A 19,844-nucleotide genomic window follows, 5' to 3' on the forward strand; every position below is an offset into this window, starting at 1 on the left:
CTCGTCACTCTCAACGCCATCGTCCGGGATCAACAGCCTTGGGCTCACGCCAAGCCTTGACCAGATGCACGGAAGGTCGCCGGCACAAGGCCGGCTATGACGGGCTTTGGGTGGTTCAACCCTCGTCCAGCGGGCCGGAGGAAGGCTCCCAAAGTCGCGGCTGGAACGGTTGGTGGGCGAACCTCTTGGCGTCGATGGCGTTGGCTTGGCGACATCCACCTTCGTGAGAACCACCATGCTGAAGTTCGTCCTTCCCGCCGCCGCCCTCGCGGCCCTGACCCTGGCCGCCTGCAGCGGCCCCGAAGAGGACGCCGGGCATCGGCAGGCCGACGCCGCCAAGGAAGCGGGCGAAATGCAGTCGGATGCGCTGGAGCGGCAGGCGGACGCGGCGCCGACCGACGCTCAGAAAGATGCGCTGAACAAGCAGGCGGATGCGGCCGAGGACGCCGGCGAGGCGCAGCACGACGCCATCGAGAAGCAGATCGACAAGGCCCACTGAACATTTTCTCCCCTCTCCCATCGAGGGGGAAGGGAACTTGATCGCTCAAGCCGCCGTGAAGGTCACCGTCGCCGTGAAGCCCTGGCCGGTGTCGGACCGCAGGTGCAGGGTCGCGCCCATGGCGTCGCAGAGCAGGTCGATGATCGGCAGGCCGAGGCCCGCGCCGCCGCCGCCGCCGCGCGTGAGGGCGGTCTCGGCGTGTTCGAAGGGGCGGAGCAGGCGGGGCAGGGCGGCGGCCGGCACGCCGGGGCCGGCGTCGTCGACGATCAGCTGAACGCCGTCGGCCGCGCGGCGCACGCGCACGCTGACGGGAGCGCCGCCGTGGGTAATTGCATTTTGCAAGAGGTTAACGAGCAGGCTGCGCAAGCCGCGCGGATCGGCCATCACCGTCGGCATCGGCGCGCCGGGAAGGTCGAGATGGACGACGTCGATCCTGGCGCCGCGCGCGGCCAGTTCGTCGCGCAGGGAGACGAGGGCGCCTTCGATAGCCTGGTCGAGCGGTTCAGCCCGCAGCGACAGGTCGAGGGCGTGACCCTCGAGCCGGGCCATCTCCAGCACCTGGTTCACCAGCCGCAGGAGCTTGTGGCCGCTGGCGCGGACGTGCTCGGCGTATTCCTTGTACTGCGGGGCGCCGAGCGGGCCGTAGAGCTCGCAGGCGATGATCTCGGAGAAGCCGATGATGGCGTTCAGCGGCGTGCGCAGCTCATGGCTGACCATCCGCAGGAAGTCGCGTTTCTGCTCGTCGAGCATGGTCGCGCGCCGACGGGCGCGGTTGATCCGGCGGATTTCGGCCCGGGTGGGAGGCGTCAGAACGTCGCCGTTCGCCGCCCGCGTCTCGGGCGCGGCGTTGGCGGGAAGGCGGAACGGCGTGACGGCCGCTGACGACAAGGTTTGGCCTTTCTGGCGCGGGGATGGGCGTCGTGACAGCCGCGAGCGCACGTCCAAGTTCGCCAAATTGCAGAAAGGCGCTTACGAATCAGTTTCCATCCACAACTTCATCCCCAGCGGGTTGATCGCCTGCCGATTGCATGCCCTCGCTTCGCCGCGATCGCGTCGTTAGATTCGCGCCATGTCCGGGGCTCCGCACCGAATCGGTTCGCTCAACGCCTTCTCCGGCGGAATGGCGACCCGCGCGCTCGCTTGGCGCGTCGCCTGGCTGGCGCTGATCGGTGGGTTCGGCCTGGCCCTGGCGCTGACGCCGACGGGCGTCTCGCCGTTCCTCGCCGTGGGCCTCGCCGCCGCCGCCGCCCCGGCGGTGCTGGACCTGCAGTTTTCAACCTGGCCGACCTGGCGCTCGGTCTCCATCGTCGCCTGGGCCGCGGGCGGCGCCCTGGCTGCCAACTTCAACGGCGGCGTTTCCGGCCCGCTGGCCGCGTGGTGCCTGGCGCCGGTGGTGGTGGCCGCCATGGGCGAGGGCGACCCTCTTGAAATACCGCGCCGCCTGGCCGAGGGCGCGACCCTGGCGCTGATGGGGGCGGGCGTCGTCGCCCTGGCGCAGTTGGCCGGCCTCGCCGGGCCGGCGCCGTCGACGGAGCTTTCCCTGTGGCTGGGTCTGATGGCCCTGGGGACGACGGCGCTGGGCGTCGGCGCCGGGCTGATCGTCAGCGGTCGCGGCGCCGCCACCCGCGAGGGCGAACTGCATCGCGAGGCGCGCAGCCTGCAGAGCACCCTGGAGGCCCAGCCCTTCATGCTGCTGTCGATGAGCCGCGAGGGACGGGTGCGCCAGATCTGGGGCGCGCCGATCGAGGGCGCTTCGCCCGCCGCCCTGATGCGCGGCGGCCTGCCCGCCGTGGGGCGGCCGGAAGACGACCTGACCCTGCGCCTGGCGCTCGAGGCCGCCCTCGCCGACGGGCAGGCCGAAGTCGCCTTCACGCCGCGCACGGCCCAGGACCGCAGCCTGATCGCCAGTCTGCGCCGCCTCGGCGACGGTCAGATCCTGGCCGCCGTGCGCGACGTCACCGTGGAACAGGCCCGCGAGGCGTCGCTGGAACAACAGAAGGTCGAGGCCGAGAGCCGGGCGGCCGGCCGCTCGCGATTCCTGGCCAACATGAGCCACGAACTGCGCACCCCGCTGAACGCCATCATGGGCTTTTCCGACATCATGCGGGCGCGGATGTTCGGCCCGCTGGAGGGGCGCTACGGCGAGTACGTGGAGCTGATCCACGAGAGCGGGCGTCACCTGCTGGACCTGATCAGCGACCTGCTCGACATGTCGAAGATCGAGGCGGAGCGGTATCAACTGGATCGCGAGATCATGGACGTGCGCGAGCCGATCACGGCGGCGCTGCGGCTGATGCGCCTGCAGGCCGACGGGGCCGGGATCGCCCTGCGCGGCCTCCTGCCGCCGGGCCCGCTGGAGATCGACGGCGACCCACGGGCGATCAAGCAGATGGTGCTAAACCTGGTGTCCAACGCCCTGAAGTTCACCCCGAAGGGCGGCTCGGTGACGGTGACCGCCCAGGCCTATCGCGGCCAGTTCGAGCTGATCGTCGCCGATACGGGCGTCGGCATCTCGCCGGAGGACCTGGCGCGACTGGGCCGGCCGTTCGAACAGGCGGGCGATTCCGAGCAGCGCGCCCAGGGCTCGGGCCTCGGCCTGTCGCTGGTCCGGGCGTTCGCCGAACTGCACGGCGGCGAGATGCAGCTGGAAAGCCGGCTGGGCGCGGGTACGACGGTGACCGTGCGCCTGCCGGTGGGGATTGCGGGCGAGGCCGAGGGCCAGCCTGAGCCTGAGGTCCGGGCCGAGCCCGAGCCGGCCGGCCCGACGGTCAGCGGCAATGTGGTGCCGTTCGCGCCGACGCGTTAGCGGGCGAAATCCTCGCTCGAAGGAGGAGGGCGGCCCATCTGCCTACCGCGCGGCGGTCTGCACGAAGGCGGCGCCGGCGGCGAAGTCGCCGACTTCGATGTAGGCGCGGCGGACCACGTCGCCCTTGCGGCCGGTGAAGACGAAATCGACGGCGACGGCTTCGCGCGGATCGAGACCGGCCAGGGCGGCGACCGCCGAGGTCGGGAAGCGGAAGGCGACGCCGGTCTTGGCGGCGCCCTTGCGGCCGGGGTCGGGCAGCAGGGTTTCCGGCGCGGCGTCCTTCCGGTCGGCGTTGATGGCGCGCATGGCGGTGGCCGGCGGCAGGCGGGCCGAGAGCGGCAGCCGGCCCGAGGCGTCCGCCAGATGGCGGTCGAGATATGGCGCGGGCGCGCGGCGCGCATCCCGCAGCATGAGGCGGGCGGCGTAGGGCTGGGCCCCGTCGGCGAAGGTCGCCACGGCCGCGAGGGCGTTCTCGCCGGAGACCACCCCGACATTGGCCTTGTCCCAGCCGAAGCTGGTGGTCTGAGACAGAGCCCAGACGGCGTTGTGGCGGGCCATCGAGCGCTCGGCCTTCCAGGCGGCGATCTCGCCCGGGTAGGTCATGACGGTGAGGCGCTGAAAGCCGTCGAAGGCGGTGCGCACGCGGCCGGCGGCGACAGCCATGTCGGGCGAGCGGCAATCGACCGCGCGGGCCTTGGTGACCGCGCGCTGCTCGGCGGCGAGCAGGGCGTCGCCCTCGACGCCGGAACGCAGGGCGGCGCCGCGCGCCTGGGCGCGGGCGGCGTTGAGGGCGGAGCCGAGCGGGGCGGTGAACAGGTTGCAGCGCGCGTCGGCGGCGCTCATCACCGTGCGTTCGTAGAACAGATCGATGGCCGCGGCGCGCGCGGGGGCCGTCGCCGCCAGGGAGGCGGACAGGGCGGCGGCGCCGGCGAGGAGCGGCGGGACGAGAGCGCTACGGCGCGTCATTCACGACTTTCTGTCGGCATGCGGCGGCGCCGAGCGGCGCCGGATCGAACCTCTCCTAGCCGGATCGCGCTTGCGGCGCGGTTAGCAAACAAGGACAACAAAGTATGATCTTGCCCACGGACGTCTGGGTCGGCGCCCTGATCCGCCGCGCCGAACTGGGCGGCGCCTTCGCCGCCGTGGCCCGCAAGGGCGACGCGCGGGCCGGGGCCGTGCTGGTCAAGGCCGTCAACCGCGGCGACGGGACGGCCCGGCTCTACAGCGAGGCGGTGCGCGGCGACGGCGAACGCATCTGGATGCAGCCCATCGCCAGCACCGACGAGCGCGAACTGGACGGCTATATCGAGCGGGCCCGACGGTTCGATCCCGATGTGTGGGTCGTGGAGATCGAAGACCGGGAGGGGCGGCATTTCCTCACCGAACGCGTGGAAAACGCCGGTTAACCGCCTTCGGAAACGCGGTTGAAAGCCCGGCCGTGACAGAGTGGCGCACTCAACCTTAGTCGCGTCCGTGCCCGTCCATGTTTTTCCTGATGAACAATTTCGTTCTGCAACTGGATGACGGCGAGCGTGCGCCGCCGCACGTAGCCAAGCGGTTCGCGGTTCTGAACCTGGACGCGGTGTCACGCCTGGGGGCCGAGCTTTTCGCCGAGCATCCCGTGCTGCCGATCAGCGAGCCGCAGAGGGCGCGACGCCTTGCCATGCTGATCCAGCAGAAGGCGCCGGGGGTGAACGCCGCGCTGTTCGTCGCCCCGACCATCGGCGCCCGCCCCGAGCAGGTGAGCGTGCGCTACGCCGACGTGAGCTTCGAGGTGATGGCGGTGCTGTTCGAGCGACAGCAGGCCGGCGTTCTCACCACCCTGGAAGCGGACCGCCTTGTCTGGCGGCGACTCGCGGCCTGAGCGAATCCGGCGTTGGTCCGGTTCAGATAACGTCTGGATCGAGGCCGGCCCCGAGACTCGGGAGGTGACAAGGCCGGGGGCGGCGGCTAACCGGACGCCATGTCTCTGAGCACCTCCGCCGAAGCCGCGCGCCGGCGCACCTTCGCGATCATCTCCCACCCCGACGCCGGCAAGACGACGCTGACGGAAAACCTGCTGCTGGCCGGCGGGGCGATCCGGGCGGCCGGCGCCGTGCGCGCCCGCGGCGAGAACCGCCGCACCCGCTCCGACTGGATGAAGATCGAACGCGAGCGCGGCATCAGCGTCAGCGCCAGCGTGATGACGTTCGACCACGCCGGGCTGATGTTCAACCTGCTGGACACCCCAGGCCACGAGGACTTCTCGGAAGACACCTACCGGACCCTGACCGCCGCCGACGCCGCGATCATGGTGCTGGACGCGGCCAAGGGCATCGAGCCGCAGACGTTGAAGCTGTTCGAGGTCTGCCGCCTGCGCGACATCCCGATCATCACCTTCATCAACAAGATGGACCGCGAGGCCCAGGATCCGCTGGAACTGCTGGACGAGGTGTCGTCCAAGCTGGCGCTGGACCCCGTGCCGCTCTACTGGCCGGCGGGGTCGGGCAACCGCTTCCGCGGCATGATCGACCTGCGCGGTGAGCGCTTCATCCCCTATGCAAAGAAGAGCTCGAACGACGAGGAGGGGCACCCGGAGCCGGTGTCGCTGAAGGCCAACAGCTTGGCCCAGTTCATGAGTGAGCAGGAGCAGGTCGAGGCGGAGGAGGGCGCGGAGCTGATCGCCGGCGCCTCGAAGCCGTTCGAGGTGAAGAGTTTCCTAGAAGGCCATATGACGCCTGTGTTTTTCGGCTCCGCACTGAGACACTTCGGCGTCGACCAGCTGTTGCAGGGCATCGGCGATTTCGCCCCCCCGCCGCATCCGGCCAAGGTCGAGAAGGCCGGCGAGGCAAGCCAGATCGCGCCCGGCGACAGCGAGGTCTCCGGCTTCGTGTTCAAGGTCCAGGCGAACATGGACCCCAACCACCGCGACCGCATCGCCTTCTTCCGCCTGACCAGCGGCAAGTTCGAGCGCGGCATGAAGCTGAAGAGCCAGGGCACCGGTAAGCAGATCAGCATCAACGCCCCGATCATGTTCTTCGCCTCCGACCGCGAGCTGGCCGAGGAGGCCTTCGCCGGCGACGTGATCGGCATTCCCAACCATGGCGTGCTGCGGGTGGGCGACAGCCTTTCCGAGAGCGGATCGCTGCGCTTCGCCGGCCTGCCGAACTTCGCGCCGGAAATCCTGCGCCGCGTGCGGGTGAAGGACCCGCTGAAGGCCAAGCACCTGAAGAAGGCGCTCGAGGGCCTGGCGGAGGAGGGGGTGACCCAGCTGTTCCGCCCGGAGATCGGCTCGGACTTCATCGTCGGCGCCGTGGGGCAGCTGCAGTTCGAGGTGATGGCCGACCGCCTGGGCGGCGAATACGCTCTCGACGTGATCTTCGAGAGCGCGCCGTTCGCCGAAGCCCGCTGGCTGGCGGGCGCTCCGGCCGACGTGGAGGACTTCGCCTCCAAGCATCGCACCGCCATGGCCACCGACATCGACAACCAGACGGTGTTCCTGGCCAAGAGCGCCTGGGAGATCGGCTACGTCGCCGAGCGCTATCCGAAGGTGCAGTTCCTGCGGACGCGCGAGCGGGGTTAGGCTTAGACCTGCCGCACCACATCTTCGTCATGCTGAGCAGCGCGCGTATCGAAGCATGCGAGGCGGCGGCGCAGTGCGTCCTTCGACAAGCCGACCGCGCCGGACGCTCAGGATGACGAAGCCTGAGGGTGTCAGGTCAACTTGACACGCCCCAGGAAAGTCATGTAGACCTGACATATCGTCAGGAGTACACGACATGGCAAGGGTCGACCGTTTTGAAACCGCCGCGGGGCGTCGCTACGCCTTCCGCATCCTCGCCTTCACCGTTCCCTATGTGGCGATCAATGTGGCGGCGATCTTCGGCGCTTTCGACGATCTGCGGGCCCCGGGATCGTGGGTGCTGGCCTTGGCGGTGGCGGCGCCGGCCATCGGGCAGTTCTGGGCCATCCTCAGGCTGATCGAGGAGAGCGACGAATTCGTCGCCGCCGTGGTCACCAAGCGGGTGCTGCTGGCGTCGGGCGCCGCCATCGCCGTGGCCACCGCCTGGGGCTTCCTGGAAAGCTACGCGGATGCGCCGCATCTTCCCGCGTGGCTGGTGCTGCCGGCGTTCTGGGCCGCCTTCGGCCTGGTCAGCCCGTTCGTGAAGACCAGCCGATGAAGAACACCCTGCGCGTGCTGCGGGCCGAGCGGGGCTGGAGCCAGGCCGACCTGGGGGAGAGGCTGGGCGTCTCCCGCCAGGCGGTGAACGCCCTGGAGACGGAAAAGCACGATCCGTCGCTGGACCTCGCGTTCCGTATCGCGGTGCTTTTCGAGCGGCCGATCGAGGCGATCTTCGAGAACCCGCATCACAAATCGGTGTGAGCGATGAGCGTCGTCCCCAAAAACTTATGGTTAACAAGGCGGTAATTGATCTTAATGACTTGTTAACGCGCGCGGCTCCGGCTTTGCTCTTCAGGCGTTAGGTCAGCAGTCGACGTCCCGCCGTGGGACTCGGCCGACCGGGAGTCGTCTGATGTTCGATTTCGGCCGAGACCTGCGCCGCCGCTTCCAGGCGAGCGTCGCCGCGAAGTCGAGCCGGGGCGTTTTCAAGGGGGTGCCGGTCGCCGCCGACCGCTCGCTGTATGAACTTCTCGATCTTTCCCTGCTGACCGTGGAAGCCCGAGCCGCCGACGCCGCGGCCGCGCGCGGCGTGGCCGAGCCGTCCGCCGCCGCCCTGCGCGCCGCCGCCCTGTGGCGCGAGGTCGCTCGCCGGGCGGGGGATCCGGTCGCCCTGCGCAAGGCCGCCGCCCATGCGGAATCCGCCGCCGGCAAGGCGAGCGGGGCCGCGCTGACCCGCGCCCGCTGCGAGCAGGCGCAATGCGCCCTGCTGGGGGCCGAACTGTTCGGCGACGAGGGCCTGACGGCCGCGGCCGGCCACATGCTGACCCTGACCGCCGGCTCGCCCATGGCCCGCGCGCTCGAGGCCGGCCTGGCCGGACGCGCCGCCCTGGCCAAGAACGATTTCGACGCCGCCCTGGCCGGCGCCCGGGCCCTGGAAGCCCCGCTACGCGTGTTGAAGGCCGAGGTGCGGGGGCGCCACGACCTGCGGCTGGCCCTGGCCGAGCAGATCGCGGTGCGGGCCGATCTGCTGATCGCCTGCGGCGCGCGCCAGAAGGACCGCGCCCCGATCGACATGGCGCTGCAGGAGCTGGGCGAACTGCGCCGCACGCTCGATCCCGCCTATGAGCCGGTGGCGGCGGCGCGCGTCGACGCCCTGCGCGGCGGCGGCCTGGTGCTGGCCGGCGAGACCTGCGGCGACGTCGGCCTGATCCTCGACGGCGTCGAACTGCTGACCGAGGCGACGGAGATGGTTCCGCCCGATCACAGCCCGCTGGATTGGGCGCGGCTGCACGCGGCCCTGGGCCTCGGCCTGCAGTCGCTGGGCGAGGCGACCACCGACGAACGTTCGTTCGAACAGGCGGTGACCGCCCTGGATCGCGCCCGCGGCGTGCTGGCCGACCATCCGGCGCTGCAACTGACCGCCATCGTCGCCAACAACCGCGCCGTCTGCCTGGCGCGCTGCGCCGAACTTACCGGCGATCTTGCGGTGCTGGACGCGGCCGAGGCCGCGCTGAAGACCGAACTGATCTCCGGCCAGCCGCGCCGCCAGCCGGTGGCCTGGGCCCTGACCCAGGTGAACCTGGCGCGGCTCTACGAAGCCCGGGTGGAGATCACCGGCCGCGACAAGGGCCAGCGCGCCGCCGCGGCCATGGCCCTGACGGCCGCCTTCGAGGTGTTCGCGGAAGAGGGCCTGCGCTCCCTGGCCGGCATGGCCTCGGACTCCCTGGAGCGTCTGCGGGCGGGAATTTCGGCCGCCTAGCGACCGCCGCAATCGTGCTCTAGCTTCAACCGATCAATCGGGAGCTCGGTATGCGCTTGCGCCCTAGCGTGTTTGTTCTTTCGGCGGTCGTCCTGATAACCCTCGGGGGCCTGGCATCGGCTCAGAACCCCGTCTCGGTCGTCAACGTGGTGCGGATATCCGTCAGTACTGTCGAGCTGCCGAACGCTCGCACTGGGACCTGCGTCGTGAAAGGCCAGGTCAATGATGTGCTTGCAGGGCAGGCCTTCAAGCGAGGTCAGGCTATCAAGATCGATGTGCCGTGCTCGCTCGAGCCCAGCATGGTCGACAGCAGACCCTCGTCGCGCTTCGCCGAACTGATGGGCCCCGATGGGCTGGACGCGCGAGCGCTAGCCGCCTCGAAAAGCGGATTGGCCAGCCTGGACGCCAACGGACGTCTCATCTGGTCGGGCAGATCCATTAGAGGCGTACCGCCGGGCAACGAAACCATCCCGTGGATGGGTGGCTACCGCATGCTGGACGGCGCGGTGATGCCGCTCGCCAGGGATCAAGTAAGCTAGGCGACCGCGCTCTCGGCGGTCTGGCCGACATCGCCCGCCTGACGGCGGAGCTTCCAGAACTGGATGGTGCGGCGGGCCGAGGCGACCGGCAGGTCGTTGTAGGTCTGGCCGTACTCGCGGGCGCGTTCCATCACGTTCACCGCCCCGTCGAGGATCAGCATCACGAAGGTGAGGAACAGGGCGCGGTCGAAGCCGGCGGCCTTGCAGACGATGGCCAGCACGTCGAGCTCGCGACGCTCGAGAATGCGGCGGGCGGTATGGAAATCGATGTCGGCGAGATCGGCCAGGGCGACCAGGAAGCGGGTGGTCTGCTTGGCGCGCAGCATGCCGGCGAGGGACTGGGGGGTGATGCCGCCGGTGGCCTTCAGGTTGCGGACGAAGGCCTCGGCCTGGTTGTAGTCGGGCGGCAGGGCGCCGTCCTGAACGGCGACGCGGTGGCGTCCGGCGCGGAGGGCGGCTTCGAGGTCGGCGGGGTCGATCTCGGCGTTGCGCTGCAGGATCTGCTCGCGCAACTGGGCCTCGACCTTGAAGTACATCTCGTTGAGCAGGTCGATCGGCACGGCGGCGCGATTGACCACGGCCGCGTGCAGGTCTGGATTGGCGTGCGCGCGGTCGACCACGACCTCATGCGCCTGACGCGAGAGCTCGGCGCCGTTGTTGCGCAGGAGCACGCCCAGCGTGTCGTCGTCGCCGTGTTCGACGATGGCGTCGGACACGCGGCTGGAAACCGTGGTGCGCAGGGAGATGGCCCGCAGGTGATCCTGGCCGCGGCTTTCCACCACCTGCATCAGGTCTTCGTCGCTGAGGGCGGACGAGCCGCACAGCATCGGCGCGGCCACCTCGATGTTGTCGTTGGCGAGGGCGCGGGCCAGCTGCGGCGGGGCGAAGTGCGACATCGAAAGCCGGGTCGAGAGTTCGGCGCGCACGGCGGCTTCCATCTCGTTGGCCAACTGGCCCATGACGGCGTCGAAGAGGGCGGTTTCGGCGGCGTTGTAGCCGTCGCCCTCGAAGAACATGTCGGTGACGTTGCGCAGCAGCTCGCGGCGGCGCTGGCTCGACGGTTCCTTGGCGAGGGCGATCAGGGACTGAAGGCGCGAGCTCATTGCACGCCGCCCGACTGGACGACGTCGACCTGACCGACGCCGGTCTGGTCGAGGGGGATGGGGTCGGGGACCATGCCGTAGCCGCTGTGCACCGAGTAGAGACGCGGCGTCGCCTGGCCGGTCGCGCCGGTGTTGGCGGCGTTGGCCGCGAGGCGGGCGCGGGTGATGGCCGAGGTGGAGGGGCTGGCCTCGACGGGCGCCGGGGCGCCCTCGAACAGGGTGCTGGGCAGGGGGGCGGTCAGTTGCCCGGCCTGGGCGACGGGCGGGGCCGCTTCCGGCGGGCCGCCGGCGAGCATGACCTTGGCCGGGGCGGTCTTCGCGGGCGCGGGGGCGGTCAGGGCGGCTTGGGGCGCGGGCGTCGGAGCGACGACGGGAACGGGGCGGGGCGCGGCTTGCGCCACCGGCTGCGGCGCCGGCTGAGGCGCGGGGGCGCCGCGGAGGACGGGCTGCGGCGCGGGAACCACCGACGGGGCGATCCGCAGCCGGCCGGAGGACAGGACGCTGGTGTTGCGAAGCAGGCCATTGGCGAGCGGCTGCGGCAGGTCGCGGGGCGTGTTCACGGCGGCCTGCTGGACGGTCATCTTGCCGGACCAGCCGAGCGGCGTGGGGGTCGCATAGGCCTCGGCGGCCGTGGCGGCCGCCGCCGGTGACGGGCCGAAGCGATCCTCCGCGCTCGCGGCGGTGGCGACGCCGGCCAGGCAGGCGGCGATGACGACAACGGACGGCAGACGCATTGTGGATCGATCAGCTGACTTGAACCCCGGTCAACCTTGGGCATGGAGCGCTTAATCCACGCCTAACGCGTGCTAATTCGCCAGCCAGCGGGCGAAGAATCTTCGTTCGATGAGCGTAAAGCCCAGGTGGAGCAGGCCCGCGAGCAGGGCCAGGGCGACGATCGCCGCCAGCATCCGCGCCGTCTGCAGCCGGTTGCCGGCCTCCAGGATGCGCCAGGCGAGGCCCTGGGCCGCCCCGGACCCGGCGACGAACTCGGCCACCACCGCCCCGATGACGGCCAGGCCGGCGGCCACGCGCAGCCCCTCGACGACAAAGGGCGCCGAGGCCGGAAGCCGCAGCCGGAACAGGACCTGGCGGCGGCTGGCGCCATAGAGGGCGAACAGGCGGTGCAGGTCGCGGTCGGCCGACTGCAGGCCGGTGAGGGCGCCGGAGAAGATCGGGAAGAAGGCGGCCAGCGACGCCAGGGCCACCACGGCGCGTTCAGGGTGGGCGACGCCGGCCCAGATGGCGACCAGGGGCGCGACGGCGATCATCGGCGTCACCTGCAGGGCCAGGGCGAGGGGGCGCACGGCGCGTTCGACGGTGAAGCTGAGCGCCGAGACCAGGGCGAGGCCGAGGGCGGCGATGGCGGCGACGACCAGCGCGGCCATGGCCATGGCCAGGGTGTTGAACGCCGAGCGGGTGAGCGTGCCGGCGTCGGCGACCAGGGCGGCGGCGACGGCCGAGGGCGGCGGCAGGAAGTAGGCCGGGATCGCCAGCAGGCGGCAGGCGGTCTCCCAGGCGCCGAGCAGGAGGGCGATCAAAGCCAGGGGGGCGAGGATGGCGACGAGGCGCTTCATGCGGGCGCGCGTTCCATGGCCAGGGCCAGCCGGGTCGAAACCGCTTCGGCCGTCTCGCGGAACAGGGGCGTGGCGCGGAAACCTGCCGGGCGGGGCAGGGGCGCATCGACCGCCGTCTCATAGGCCGCGCGGCCGGGGCCGGGGGTCATGACCACCACGCGGCCACCGACGTAGACGGCTTCCTCGACATTGTGGGTGACGAAGGCGACGGCGCAGCCGAGTTCGGCGACCAGGGCCAGCATGTCATCCGCCAGGCGGCGGCGGACGATCTCGTCGAGCGCGGCGAACGGCTCGTCGAGCAGCAGCAGGCGCGGCTGGGTGACCAGGGCGCGGGCGAGCGAGACCCGCATGGCCATGCCGCCGGAGAGCGCTCGCGGCGCGGTGGAGGCCGCCTCGCCTAGCCCCACGCGGGCCAGGGCCTCGATGGCCCGGCGCCGGGCCTCGGCCTTGCCGACGCCGGCCAGCTCCAGCGGCAGGGCGACATTGGCGGCGGCGTCGAGCCAGGGCGCCAGGGTGGGGCTCTGGAAGACCAGGGCGGTTTCGCCGCGGCCGGCGAGGCGAACGACCTTGCCGCGCGTCGGGGCTTCCAGGCCGGCCAGAAGGCGCAGGGCGGTGGACTTGCCGCAGCCGGACGGGCCGACGAGGCTGACCGTCTCGCCCGGACGCAGGGCGAGGTCGAATGGCCCGAGCGCGCGCCGGCGCCCGGACTTGGGTCCGGGATAATCCACCTCGACGGCGTGGAGAGCGGCGACCGCGGTCATTCCGCGAAGCTACGCTTTCACGAACTCACCATCCACCGCTCTTCCCGGCGAAAGCCGGGATCCAGGCGGATGATCGAGGCAAGGCGCAGCGCCGCAACGGCTCCGAAGCCGGTGCATAATTTCGGAAGCTCAGCTTGGGCCCCGGCCTGCGCCGGGGTGAGCGGGCGTTTTTTTACAGCCACTCGACCTTGGTGATCTCGTAGGCCTTCACGCCGCCGGGCGTGTTGACCTCGACGACATCGCCCACGGCCTTGCCGATCATGGCGCGCGACAGCGGCGAGGAGAGGCTGATGCGGCCTTCCTTCACGTCGGCTTCGTGCTCGCCGACGATCTGGTACTTGGCCTCGTCCTCGGTGTCCTCATCGACCACGCTGACGGTGGCGCCGAACTTCACCTGCTCGCCGGACAGCCGCGACACGTCGATGACCTGCGCGCGAGCGATCTTGTCCTCGATCTCGGCGATGCGGCCTTCGATCCAGCCCTGACGCTCCTTGGCGGCGTGATACTCGGCGTTTTCCGAGAGATCGCCATGGGCGCGCGCCTCGGCGATCGCCGCGATGACGGCGGGCCGCTCGATGGTCTTCAAACGCTTCAGTTCTTCGTCGAGGGCCTGGTAGCCCCCGGCGGTCATCGGCACTTTTTCCATTGCGGATGTTCAGCTCGGCGCGCCCAAGGGAAGGCATCCACCGGTCGCGGCGCGTACGACCGGGGCCGGAAAGGATATGAGGCCGATCCCTGAAAAACAAGGTCTGGCGAGGCGGGGCTTTGCCAGCCTAGGTCGCGGCCACCGATTTGCGGCGCGATTTCCCAGCCATCCTCGCCAGTCCGATGAGTAGCAGCACCCCGCCGACGGCCAGCGCCGCAAGCCCGAGAACGGCGCCCACGACGTAAAACAGCCCGAAGACGGCGACGCCGGCGGTTCCCGCCAGGGCGGCGGTCGCCACGCCGCTAAACAGACGGGTCCGCGTGGACGAATGGGAGGGCGGTGTTGAGGCGAGTTCGGTCAGGGCCATGGCCGCAGAACGCCCGAAGGCCGCCGTGGTTCTTCAGCGTCGCAAGTTATCGACATCCCGTGTGAGGCGAGCGCATTGAGTCCGCCCGCAAAGCTTGAGTATTCTCGCTCGGTTCGGGATGTCTTGGGGCTTTGAGTTTGCGTGGTTTGAAATGGATGGCGGCTGCGCTGTGCGCGGCGGTCCTCGCGCCCGATGCGGCGCATGCGAAATGGCTGCGGGCGGAGAGCCCGCAGTTCATCGTCTACAGCAACGGGAATGAGCGCGCGCTGCGCGACTACGTCTCCGACCTGGAGGTCTTCGACGCCCTGTTGAAGGCGCGCCACAACACGCCGGCGGGACCGGCGAAGATGCGCAAGCTGACGATCTATCTCGTGCGTGATCATGCGGAGCTGGCTCAGACATCCGACGTCGGCGATCAGGTGGCGGGATACTATTCAGCCAGCATGAACGACATTTTCGCTGCGGCGATCCGCGATGGCGGCGACGACTCCACCGTCAAGCATGAGTATGCCCACCACTTCATGCTGCAGCACTTCGCAGCGCCCTATCCGGCATGGTTCGTGGAGGGTTTCGCCGAGTACTACGCCACCGCCACCATTTCCGAAAGAACGCTGGAGGTGGGCCGGTACGACGATCGCGTCTACTCCGTGATCGACCTTGGGCAGATGCCGACGGCCCAGTTGCTGAATCAGCGCCCCGACGAGTTGAGCGGCGATCAAGTCCATTCGTTCTACGGCACCTCGTGGCTGCTGACCCACTATCTGTTCAGCGATCCGGGTCGCTATGTCCAGATGCAGAAGTACCTCGATGCGGTCTTCGCTGGCGGGCCGCCAGTGAAGTCGATGGAAGACGCGCTCGGCATGTCGACGACCGATCTCGACAAGGCCTTGCGGCGCTATCTCGAAGGTTCGGTGAAGTTCGTCCGCTACCCGCGCAAGGCGCTGGCCACGACGGAACCGACGATCACGGTGACGGAAGCTCCGGCCTCCGCCGACGCCTTCCTCCTCGACCGCCTGCATGTGAGTTCGCGACATGGTCAGCGCGATGTGCAGTCCATCGCTTTGCTGGGACGGATCAAGGCGAACGCCGCCCAGTATCCCAACGATCGCTTAGCGACTCTGACCCTGGCCGAGGCCGAGCTCAATATCGGGGAGATGGCGAATGGTATCCGGCAACTGGAGACCTGGGTGGCGGCGAATCCCAAGGACGCCGAAGCGATGTCGCTGCTTGGCGCCGCGCTTTATCAACGCTCCGGCCAGCGCGACGGCTCGCAGGCCGATCTGAAGCGGGCCGATACGCTGTTGGGCGGGGCGATCGGCCTGACCCCCGAGGACTATCGCGCGCTCGCCTACGCCGGCCTGACGCTGCAGGCGGAAGAGGGGCGGCCCAGCGAGCTGTCCCAGCAACTGCTGCTGCAAGCCTATATGCAGGCCAAGCAGGTCGCGGAGTTACGATTGATGTTGGCGGAAACCCTGTTTGCAAGAGGTGAGGGCGAACTCGCCGTTACCGTCCTAACGCCCTTGGCCAACAGCCCCCATGGCGGCCCGGCGGCCGAAGCGGCGCGTCGTCGTCTCGCCGCCTTGGGGAAATAGCGTATCAGCTCGCGTAGGCGTAGGGGCCGCCGCGATCGAGCGCGCGCGCATACGCCGGGCGGGCGTGGATGCGAGCCAGGAAGGCGGCGGCGTTCGGGCGGACGGCGCGGTCCGCGCGTTGGGCGGCGGCTTCGAGCGGGAAGCTCATCATGACGTCGGCGGCGGAGAAGCCGGGACCGGCGAACCAGCCGGTAGCGGAGAGCTCCGCCTCCCAGAAGGCGAGGTGGTTGTATAGCTGCGGCGTGACGAAGCCTTTCATCGCCGCCCTGGAGACCGCGCCGACCAGGCCGCGCGCCAGGGCCGGGGCGCGCCGGGGCAACATCGAGAACACCAGGCTGAGCAGCAGCGGCGGCATGGCCGAGCCCTCGGCGTAGTGCACCCAATAGCGCCAGCGCAGGCGCTCGGACGTTCCCAGCGCCGGGGCGAGGCGGCCTTCGCGGTCGTAGGTCTCGACCAGATATTCGACGATGGCGCCGGTCTCGGCGAGGGTAAGGCCGCCGTCGGTGACGACCGGCGACTTGCCGAGGGGGTGGATGGCCTTGAGCTCCGGCGGAGCGAGGCGGGTCTTCGGGTCGCGGGCGTAGCGCTTCACCTCGTAGGGGACGCCAAGCTCCTCCAGCAGCCAGAGGATGCGCTGGGAGCGGGAGTCTTCGAGGTGATGGACGGTGATCATGGGGAGCGAGGCTAGCACGCTCCCCTGATTGTTCAGCCGTAGCTCTGCAGCGGGCGAACCTGCAGCGCTTCCAGCGGCGCGGCGGTGATCGCCTGGGCGGCGGCCAGGGCGCCGGCGGCGGTGGTGAAGTAGGGGATCTTCGCCATCAGGGCCGTGCGGCGGATCTCGAAGCTGTCGGCCAGGCTCTGCTTGCCTTCGGTGGTGTTGAAGACGAGCTGGACGTCGCCGTTCTTCACCGCGTCGACGATGTGGGGGCGGCCTTCGAGCACCTTCTTGACCAGCTCGGTCTCGACGCCCTGTTCCTTGAGGTAGGCGCAGGTGCCGCCGGTGGAGAGCACGCGGAAGCCAGCGGCCTTGAGGCGGCGAACCGGCTCGACGATCCAGGGCTTGTCGCTGTCCTTGACCGAGACGAACACCGCGCCGCCCTGCGGCAGCACGACGCCGCCGCCGAGCTGAGCCTTGGCGAAGGCGCGGGCGAAGGCCGGCGCCAGGCTAGACTCGTTGGCGCGCTTCCAGTCGAGGCCCATGACCTCGCCGGTGGAGCGCATTTCCGGACCGAGCACCGTATCGACGCCGGCGAAGCGGGCGAACGGGAAGACGGCTTCCTTGACCGCGATGTGGTCGAGGGTCTGGGCCTTGAGCTGGAAGTCGGAAAGCTTGGCGCCGGCCATCACCTTGGCGGCGATGGAGGCCAGCGGTTGGCCGATGGTCTTGGCGACGAACGGCACCGTGCGGCTGGCGCGCGGGTTCACCTCCAGCACGTAGATGCGCGGCGCGTCGGAGTGCGGCTCCTCGATGGCGAACTGCACGTTCATCAGGCCCCGCACGCCGAGGGCCAGGGCCATCTCGCGGGTCTGGCGCTCCAACTCGGCGATGGTTTCCGGCTTCAGCGAGAAGGGCGGCAGTGAGCAGGCGCTGTCGCCCGAGTGCACGCCGGCTTCCTCGATGTGCTCCATGACCCCGGCCACGAACACGTCCTCGCCGTCGCACAGGGCGTCGACGTCGACCTCGGTGGCGCGCGACAGGTATTGGTCGATCAGGACGGGGTTGTCGCCCGAGACCTGCATGGCGGTGCGGATGTAGCGATCCAGACCCTGCTCGTCGTGGACGATCTCCATGCCGCGGCCGCCCAGCACGTAGGACGGGCGGATGACCACCGGGTAGCCGACCTCGGTGGCGGCGGCGAAGGCCTGCTCGGGCGTGCGGGCCAAGCCGTTGCGGGGCTGGGCGATCTGAAGCTTGTGCAGCAGCTGCTGGAAGCGCTCGCGGTCCTCGGCCAGGTCGATGGCGTCGGGGCTGGTGCCGAGGATCGGCACGCCGGCCTGCTCCAGCGGGTGGGCCAGCTTCAGCGGAGTTTGGCCGCCGAACTGCACGATCACGCCGAGCAGCGTGCCCTTTTGCGTTTCGACGTGGATCAGCTCCAGCACGTCCTCGGCCGTCAGCGGCTCGAAGTAGAGGCGGTCGGAGGTGTCGTAGTCGGTCGAGACGGTCTCGGGGTTGCAGTTGACCATGATGCTCTCGACCCCGACGGCGTCGAGCGCGAAGGCGGCGTGGCAGCAGCAGTAGTCGAACTCGATGCCCTGGCCGATGCGGTTCGGGCCGCCGCCGAGGATGATCGCCTTCTTGCGGTCCGAGGGCTCGGCCTCGCAGTCCGGGGTCTGGCCGAGGGCGCCGGTCTCATAGGTTGAATACATGTAGGGCGTGGTGGCCGCGAACTCGCCGGCGCAGGTGTCGATGCGCTTGAACACCGGGCGGACGTTCAGCTCCTGGCGGGCGGCGCGCACGGCGGTTTCGGTCTGGCCAGTCAGCTTGCCGAGGCGGATGTCCGAGAAGCCGAGGGCCTTGAGCTTGCGGAAGCCAACGGCGTCGGCCGGCAGGCCGGCGGCGCGGACGCGGCCCTCGGTGCGCACGATGTCGGCGATCTGATGCAGGAACCACGGCTCATAGGCGCAGGCCCCGGCGATTTCCTCGACGGTCAGGCCGTGGCGGAAGGCCTGGGCGATGACGCGCAGGCGGTCGGGGGTCGGCACGCCGAGGGCGCGCAGCACGGCGGCGCGGCCGTTGTCCGGGTCGTCGGCGCCCTCGATTTCGATTTCGTCCAGGCCGGAAAGCCCGGTCTCCAGTCCGCGCAGGGCCTTCTGCAGGCTTTCGGCGAAGGTGCGGCCGATGGCCATGACCTCGCCGACCGACTTCATCGAGGTGGTGAGGTAGGGCTCGGCGCCCGGATACTTTTCGAAGGCGAAGCGCGGGATCTTGGTGACGACGTAGTCGATGCTCGGCTCGAACGAGGCCGGCATGGCGCCCTTGGTGATGTCGTTGGCCAGTTCGTCGAGGGTGTAGCCGACGGCCAGGCGGGCGGCGACCTTGGCGATCGGGAAGCCGGTGGCCTTCGAGGCCAGGGCCGAGGAGCGCGACACGCGCGGGTTCATCTCGATGACGACCATGCGGCCGTCCTTCGGATTGATCGCCCACTGGACGTTGGAGCCGCCGGTCTCGACGCCGATCTCGCGCAGGACGTCGATCGAGCCCGTGCGCATGCGCTGGTACTCTTTGTCGGTCAGGGTGAGGGCGGGAGCGACGGTGATCGAGTCGCCGGTGTGCACGCCCATCGGATCGATGTTCTCGATGGAGCAGACGATGATGCAGTTGTCCGCCACGTCGCGGACGACCTCCATCTCGTATTCCTTCCAGCCCAGCACCGATTCCTCGATCAGCACCTCGGTGGTCGGGGAGAGGTCGAGACCGCGCAGGACGATCTCCTCGAACTCCTCGCGGTTGTAGGCGATGCCGCCGCCGGTGCCGGCGAGGGTGAAGCTGGGGCGGATGATCGCCGGCAGGCCGACGAACTCCAGGCCTTCGAGGGCCTCTTCCATGGTGTGGGCGGCCAGGGAGCGGGGCGACTCGAGGCCCAGCTTGTCCATGGCGTCGCGGAATTTCTGGCGGTCCTCGGCCTTGTCGATGACGTCGGCGCGGGCGCCGATCATTTCGACGCCGAACTTCTTGAGCACGCCGGCGCTTTCGAGCGCCAAGGCGGTGTTCAGCGCGGTCTGGCCGCCCATGGTGGGCAGGAGGGCGTCCGGCTTCTCCTTCTCGATGATCTTGGCGACGATCTCCGGCGTGATCGGCTCGACATAGGTGGCGTCGGCCACGTCCGGATCGGTCATGATCGTGGCCGGGTTCGAATTGACCAGGATGATCCGGTAGCCCTCGGCGCGCAGCGCCTTGCAGGCCTGGACGCCCGAGTAGTCGAACTCGCAGGCCTGGCCGATGACGATGGGACCGGCGCCGATGATCAGGATCGACTTGATATCTGTACGTTTCGGCATCGGTCCACTCGCGCGCAAAGAGGCGCCGCACGTCTCCGCGCGTCGTCCCCGCCAAGTTCTAGGCTAAGGCGCCCGTTTAGAGAGGGAGTCGACCGGG

Annotated in this window: 20 protein-coding genes; 10 read left to right on the forward strand and 10 right to left on the reverse strand. The window is 69.7% G+C overall.

What is annotated here, in order from left to right; genetic code table 11:
- Window positions 1-235: 235 nt before the first annotated feature.
- Complete coding sequence (locus ACFLIT_RS12245; protein WP_479911525.1) at window positions 236-499, forward strand: hypothetical protein; 264 nt, start codon at window positions 236-238, stop codon at window positions 497-499.
- Window positions 500-544: 45 nt separating this feature from the next.
- On the opposite strand, the gene ACFLIT_RS12250 is transcribed toward ACFLIT_RS12245, so the two are convergent.
- On the reverse strand, window positions 545-1,387 hold the full coding sequence (locus tag ACFLIT_RS12250; protein ID WP_479911526.1) for a sensor histidine kinase: 843 nt from the start codon (window positions 1,385-1,387) through the stop codon (window positions 545-547).
- A gap of 181 nt (window positions 1,388-1,568) precedes the next feature.
- Here ACFLIT_RS12250 and ACFLIT_RS12255 point away from each other — a divergent pair, with 181 nt between their 5' ends.
- Window positions 1,569-3,305 (forward strand): sensor histidine kinase, encoded by a 1,737-nt coding sequence (locus tag ACFLIT_RS12255; RefSeq protein ID WP_479911527.1) that lies wholly within the window; start codon window positions 1,569-1,571, stop codon window positions 3,303-3,305.
- Between the two features lie 42 nt (window positions 3,306-3,347).
- Here ACFLIT_RS12255 and ACFLIT_RS12260 read toward each other — a convergent pair whose 3' ends face one another.
- Complete coding sequence (locus tag ACFLIT_RS12260; protein ID WP_479911528.1) at window positions 3,348-4,271, reverse strand: hypothetical protein; 924 nt, start codon at window positions 4,269-4,271, stop codon at window positions 3,348-3,350.
- A gap of 104 nt (window positions 4,272-4,375) precedes the next feature.
- Here ACFLIT_RS12260 and ACFLIT_RS12265 point away from each other — a divergent pair, with 104 nt between their 5' ends.
- From ACFLIT_RS12265 to ACFLIT_RS12295, 7 genes are all read left to right on the forward strand, one after another.
- Window positions 4,376-4,711: a DUF1491 family protein gene (locus tag ACFLIT_RS12265; RefSeq protein WP_479911529.1), complete on the forward strand. Its 336-nt coding sequence runs from the start codon at window positions 4,376-4,378 to the stop codon at window positions 4,709-4,711.
- A gap of 89 nt (window positions 4,712-4,800) precedes the next feature.
- Window positions 4,801-5,169 (forward strand): hypothetical protein, encoded by a 369-nt coding sequence (locus ACFLIT_RS12270; RefSeq protein ID WP_479911530.1) that lies wholly within the window; start codon window positions 4,801-4,803, stop codon window positions 5,167-5,169.
- Window positions 5,170-5,268: 99 nt separating this feature from the next.
- Window positions 5,269-6,867, forward strand: coding sequence for a peptide chain release factor 3 (locus tag ACFLIT_RS12275; protein ID WP_479911531.1), 1,599 nt, complete (start codon window positions 5,269-5,271; stop codon window positions 6,865-6,867).
- Window positions 6,868-7,063: 196 nt separating this feature from the next.
- Complete coding sequence (locus ACFLIT_RS12280; RefSeq protein WP_479911532.1) at window positions 7,064-7,465, forward strand: hypothetical protein; 402 nt, start codon at window positions 7,064-7,066, stop codon at window positions 7,463-7,465.
- Window positions 7,462-7,668, forward strand: coding sequence for a helix-turn-helix transcriptional regulator (locus ACFLIT_RS12285; protein ID WP_479911533.1), 207 nt, complete (start codon window positions 7,462-7,464; stop codon window positions 7,666-7,668). The genes ACFLIT_RS12280 and ACFLIT_RS12285 overlap by 4 nt, the downstream gene beginning before the upstream one ends.
- A gap of 151 nt (window positions 7,669-7,819) precedes the next feature.
- The gene (locus tag ACFLIT_RS12290) at window positions 7,820-9,166 is read left to right on the forward strand and encodes a hypothetical protein (RefSeq protein ID WP_479911534.1); all 1,347 of its coding nucleotides are present in this window, start codon (window positions 7,820-7,822) and stop codon (window positions 9,164-9,166) included.
- A 50-nt stretch (window positions 9,167-9,216) separates the two neighbouring features.
- Window positions 9,217-9,705 (forward strand): hypothetical protein, encoded by a 489-nt coding sequence (locus ACFLIT_RS12295; protein WP_479911535.1) that lies wholly within the window; start codon window positions 9,217-9,219, stop codon window positions 9,703-9,705.
- Here the strand turns inward: ACFLIT_RS12295 and ACFLIT_RS12300 are convergent.
- The 6 genes from ACFLIT_RS12300 to ACFLIT_RS12325 form a co-directional block, all read right to left on the reverse strand.
- A complete protein-coding gene (locus ACFLIT_RS12300) occupies window positions 9,702-10,808 on the reverse strand; it encodes a DUF2336 domain-containing protein (protein WP_479911536.1) in 1,107 nt (368 codons plus the stop codon). The two genes, ACFLIT_RS12295 and ACFLIT_RS12300, sit on opposite strands and share 4 nt — an antisense overlap.
- A complete protein-coding gene (locus tag ACFLIT_RS12305) occupies window positions 10,805-11,542 on the reverse strand; it encodes a hypothetical protein (protein ID WP_479911537.1) in 738 nt (245 codons plus the stop codon). The genes ACFLIT_RS12300 and ACFLIT_RS12305 overlap by 4 nt, the downstream gene beginning before the upstream one ends.
- 72 nt (window positions 11,543-11,614) lie before the next feature.
- Entirely contained in the window at window positions 11,615-12,382 is a 768-nt protein-coding gene (locus ACFLIT_RS12310) for an ABC transporter permease (RefSeq protein ID WP_479911538.1), read from the reverse strand.
- Window positions 12,379-13,143: an ABC transporter ATP-binding protein gene (locus ACFLIT_RS12315; RefSeq protein ID WP_479911539.1), complete on the reverse strand. Its 765-nt coding sequence runs from the start codon at window positions 13,141-13,143 to the stop codon at window positions 12,379-12,381. Before ACFLIT_RS12315 ends, ACFLIT_RS12310 begins: the two co-directional genes overlap by 4 nt.
- A 172-nt stretch (window positions 13,144-13,315) precedes the next feature.
- A complete protein-coding gene (greA, locus tag ACFLIT_RS12320) occupies window positions 13,316-13,789 on the reverse strand; it encodes a transcription elongation factor GreA (protein WP_479911540.1) in 474 nt (157 codons plus the stop codon).
- Between the two features lie 127 nt (window positions 13,790-13,916).
- The gene (locus ACFLIT_RS12325; RefSeq protein ID WP_479911541.1) at window positions 13,917-14,156 is read right to left on the reverse strand and encodes a hypothetical protein; all 240 of its coding nucleotides are present in this window, start codon (window positions 14,154-14,156) and stop codon (window positions 13,917-13,919) included.
- Window positions 14,157-14,311: 155 nt separating this feature from the next.
- On the opposite strand from ACFLIT_RS12325, the gene ACFLIT_RS12330 reads away from it, so the two are divergent.
- On the forward strand, window positions 14,312-15,748 hold the full coding sequence (locus ACFLIT_RS12330) for a hypothetical protein (RefSeq protein ID WP_479911542.1): 1,437 nt from the start codon (window positions 14,312-14,314) through the stop codon (window positions 15,746-15,748).
- A 4-nt stretch (window positions 15,749-15,752) separates the two neighbouring features.
- Here ACFLIT_RS12330 and ACFLIT_RS12335 read toward each other — a convergent pair whose 3' ends face one another.
- Entirely contained in the window at window positions 15,753-16,421 is a 669-nt protein-coding gene (locus ACFLIT_RS12335; RefSeq protein WP_479911543.1) for a glutathione S-transferase family protein, read from the reverse strand.
- 32 nt (window positions 16,422-16,453) lie between these two features.
- Window positions 16,454-19,747 carry a carbamoyl-phosphate synthase large subunit gene (carB, locus tag ACFLIT_RS12340; protein WP_479911544.1) on the reverse strand — a complete coding sequence of 1,098 codons (3,294 nt, stop codon included), beginning with the start codon at window positions 19,745-19,747 and terminating at the stop codon, window positions 16,454-16,456.
- Window positions 19,748-19,844 lie beyond the last annotated feature (97 nt).

The organism is Caulobacter sp. HJHS_5 (assembly GCF_056683955.1).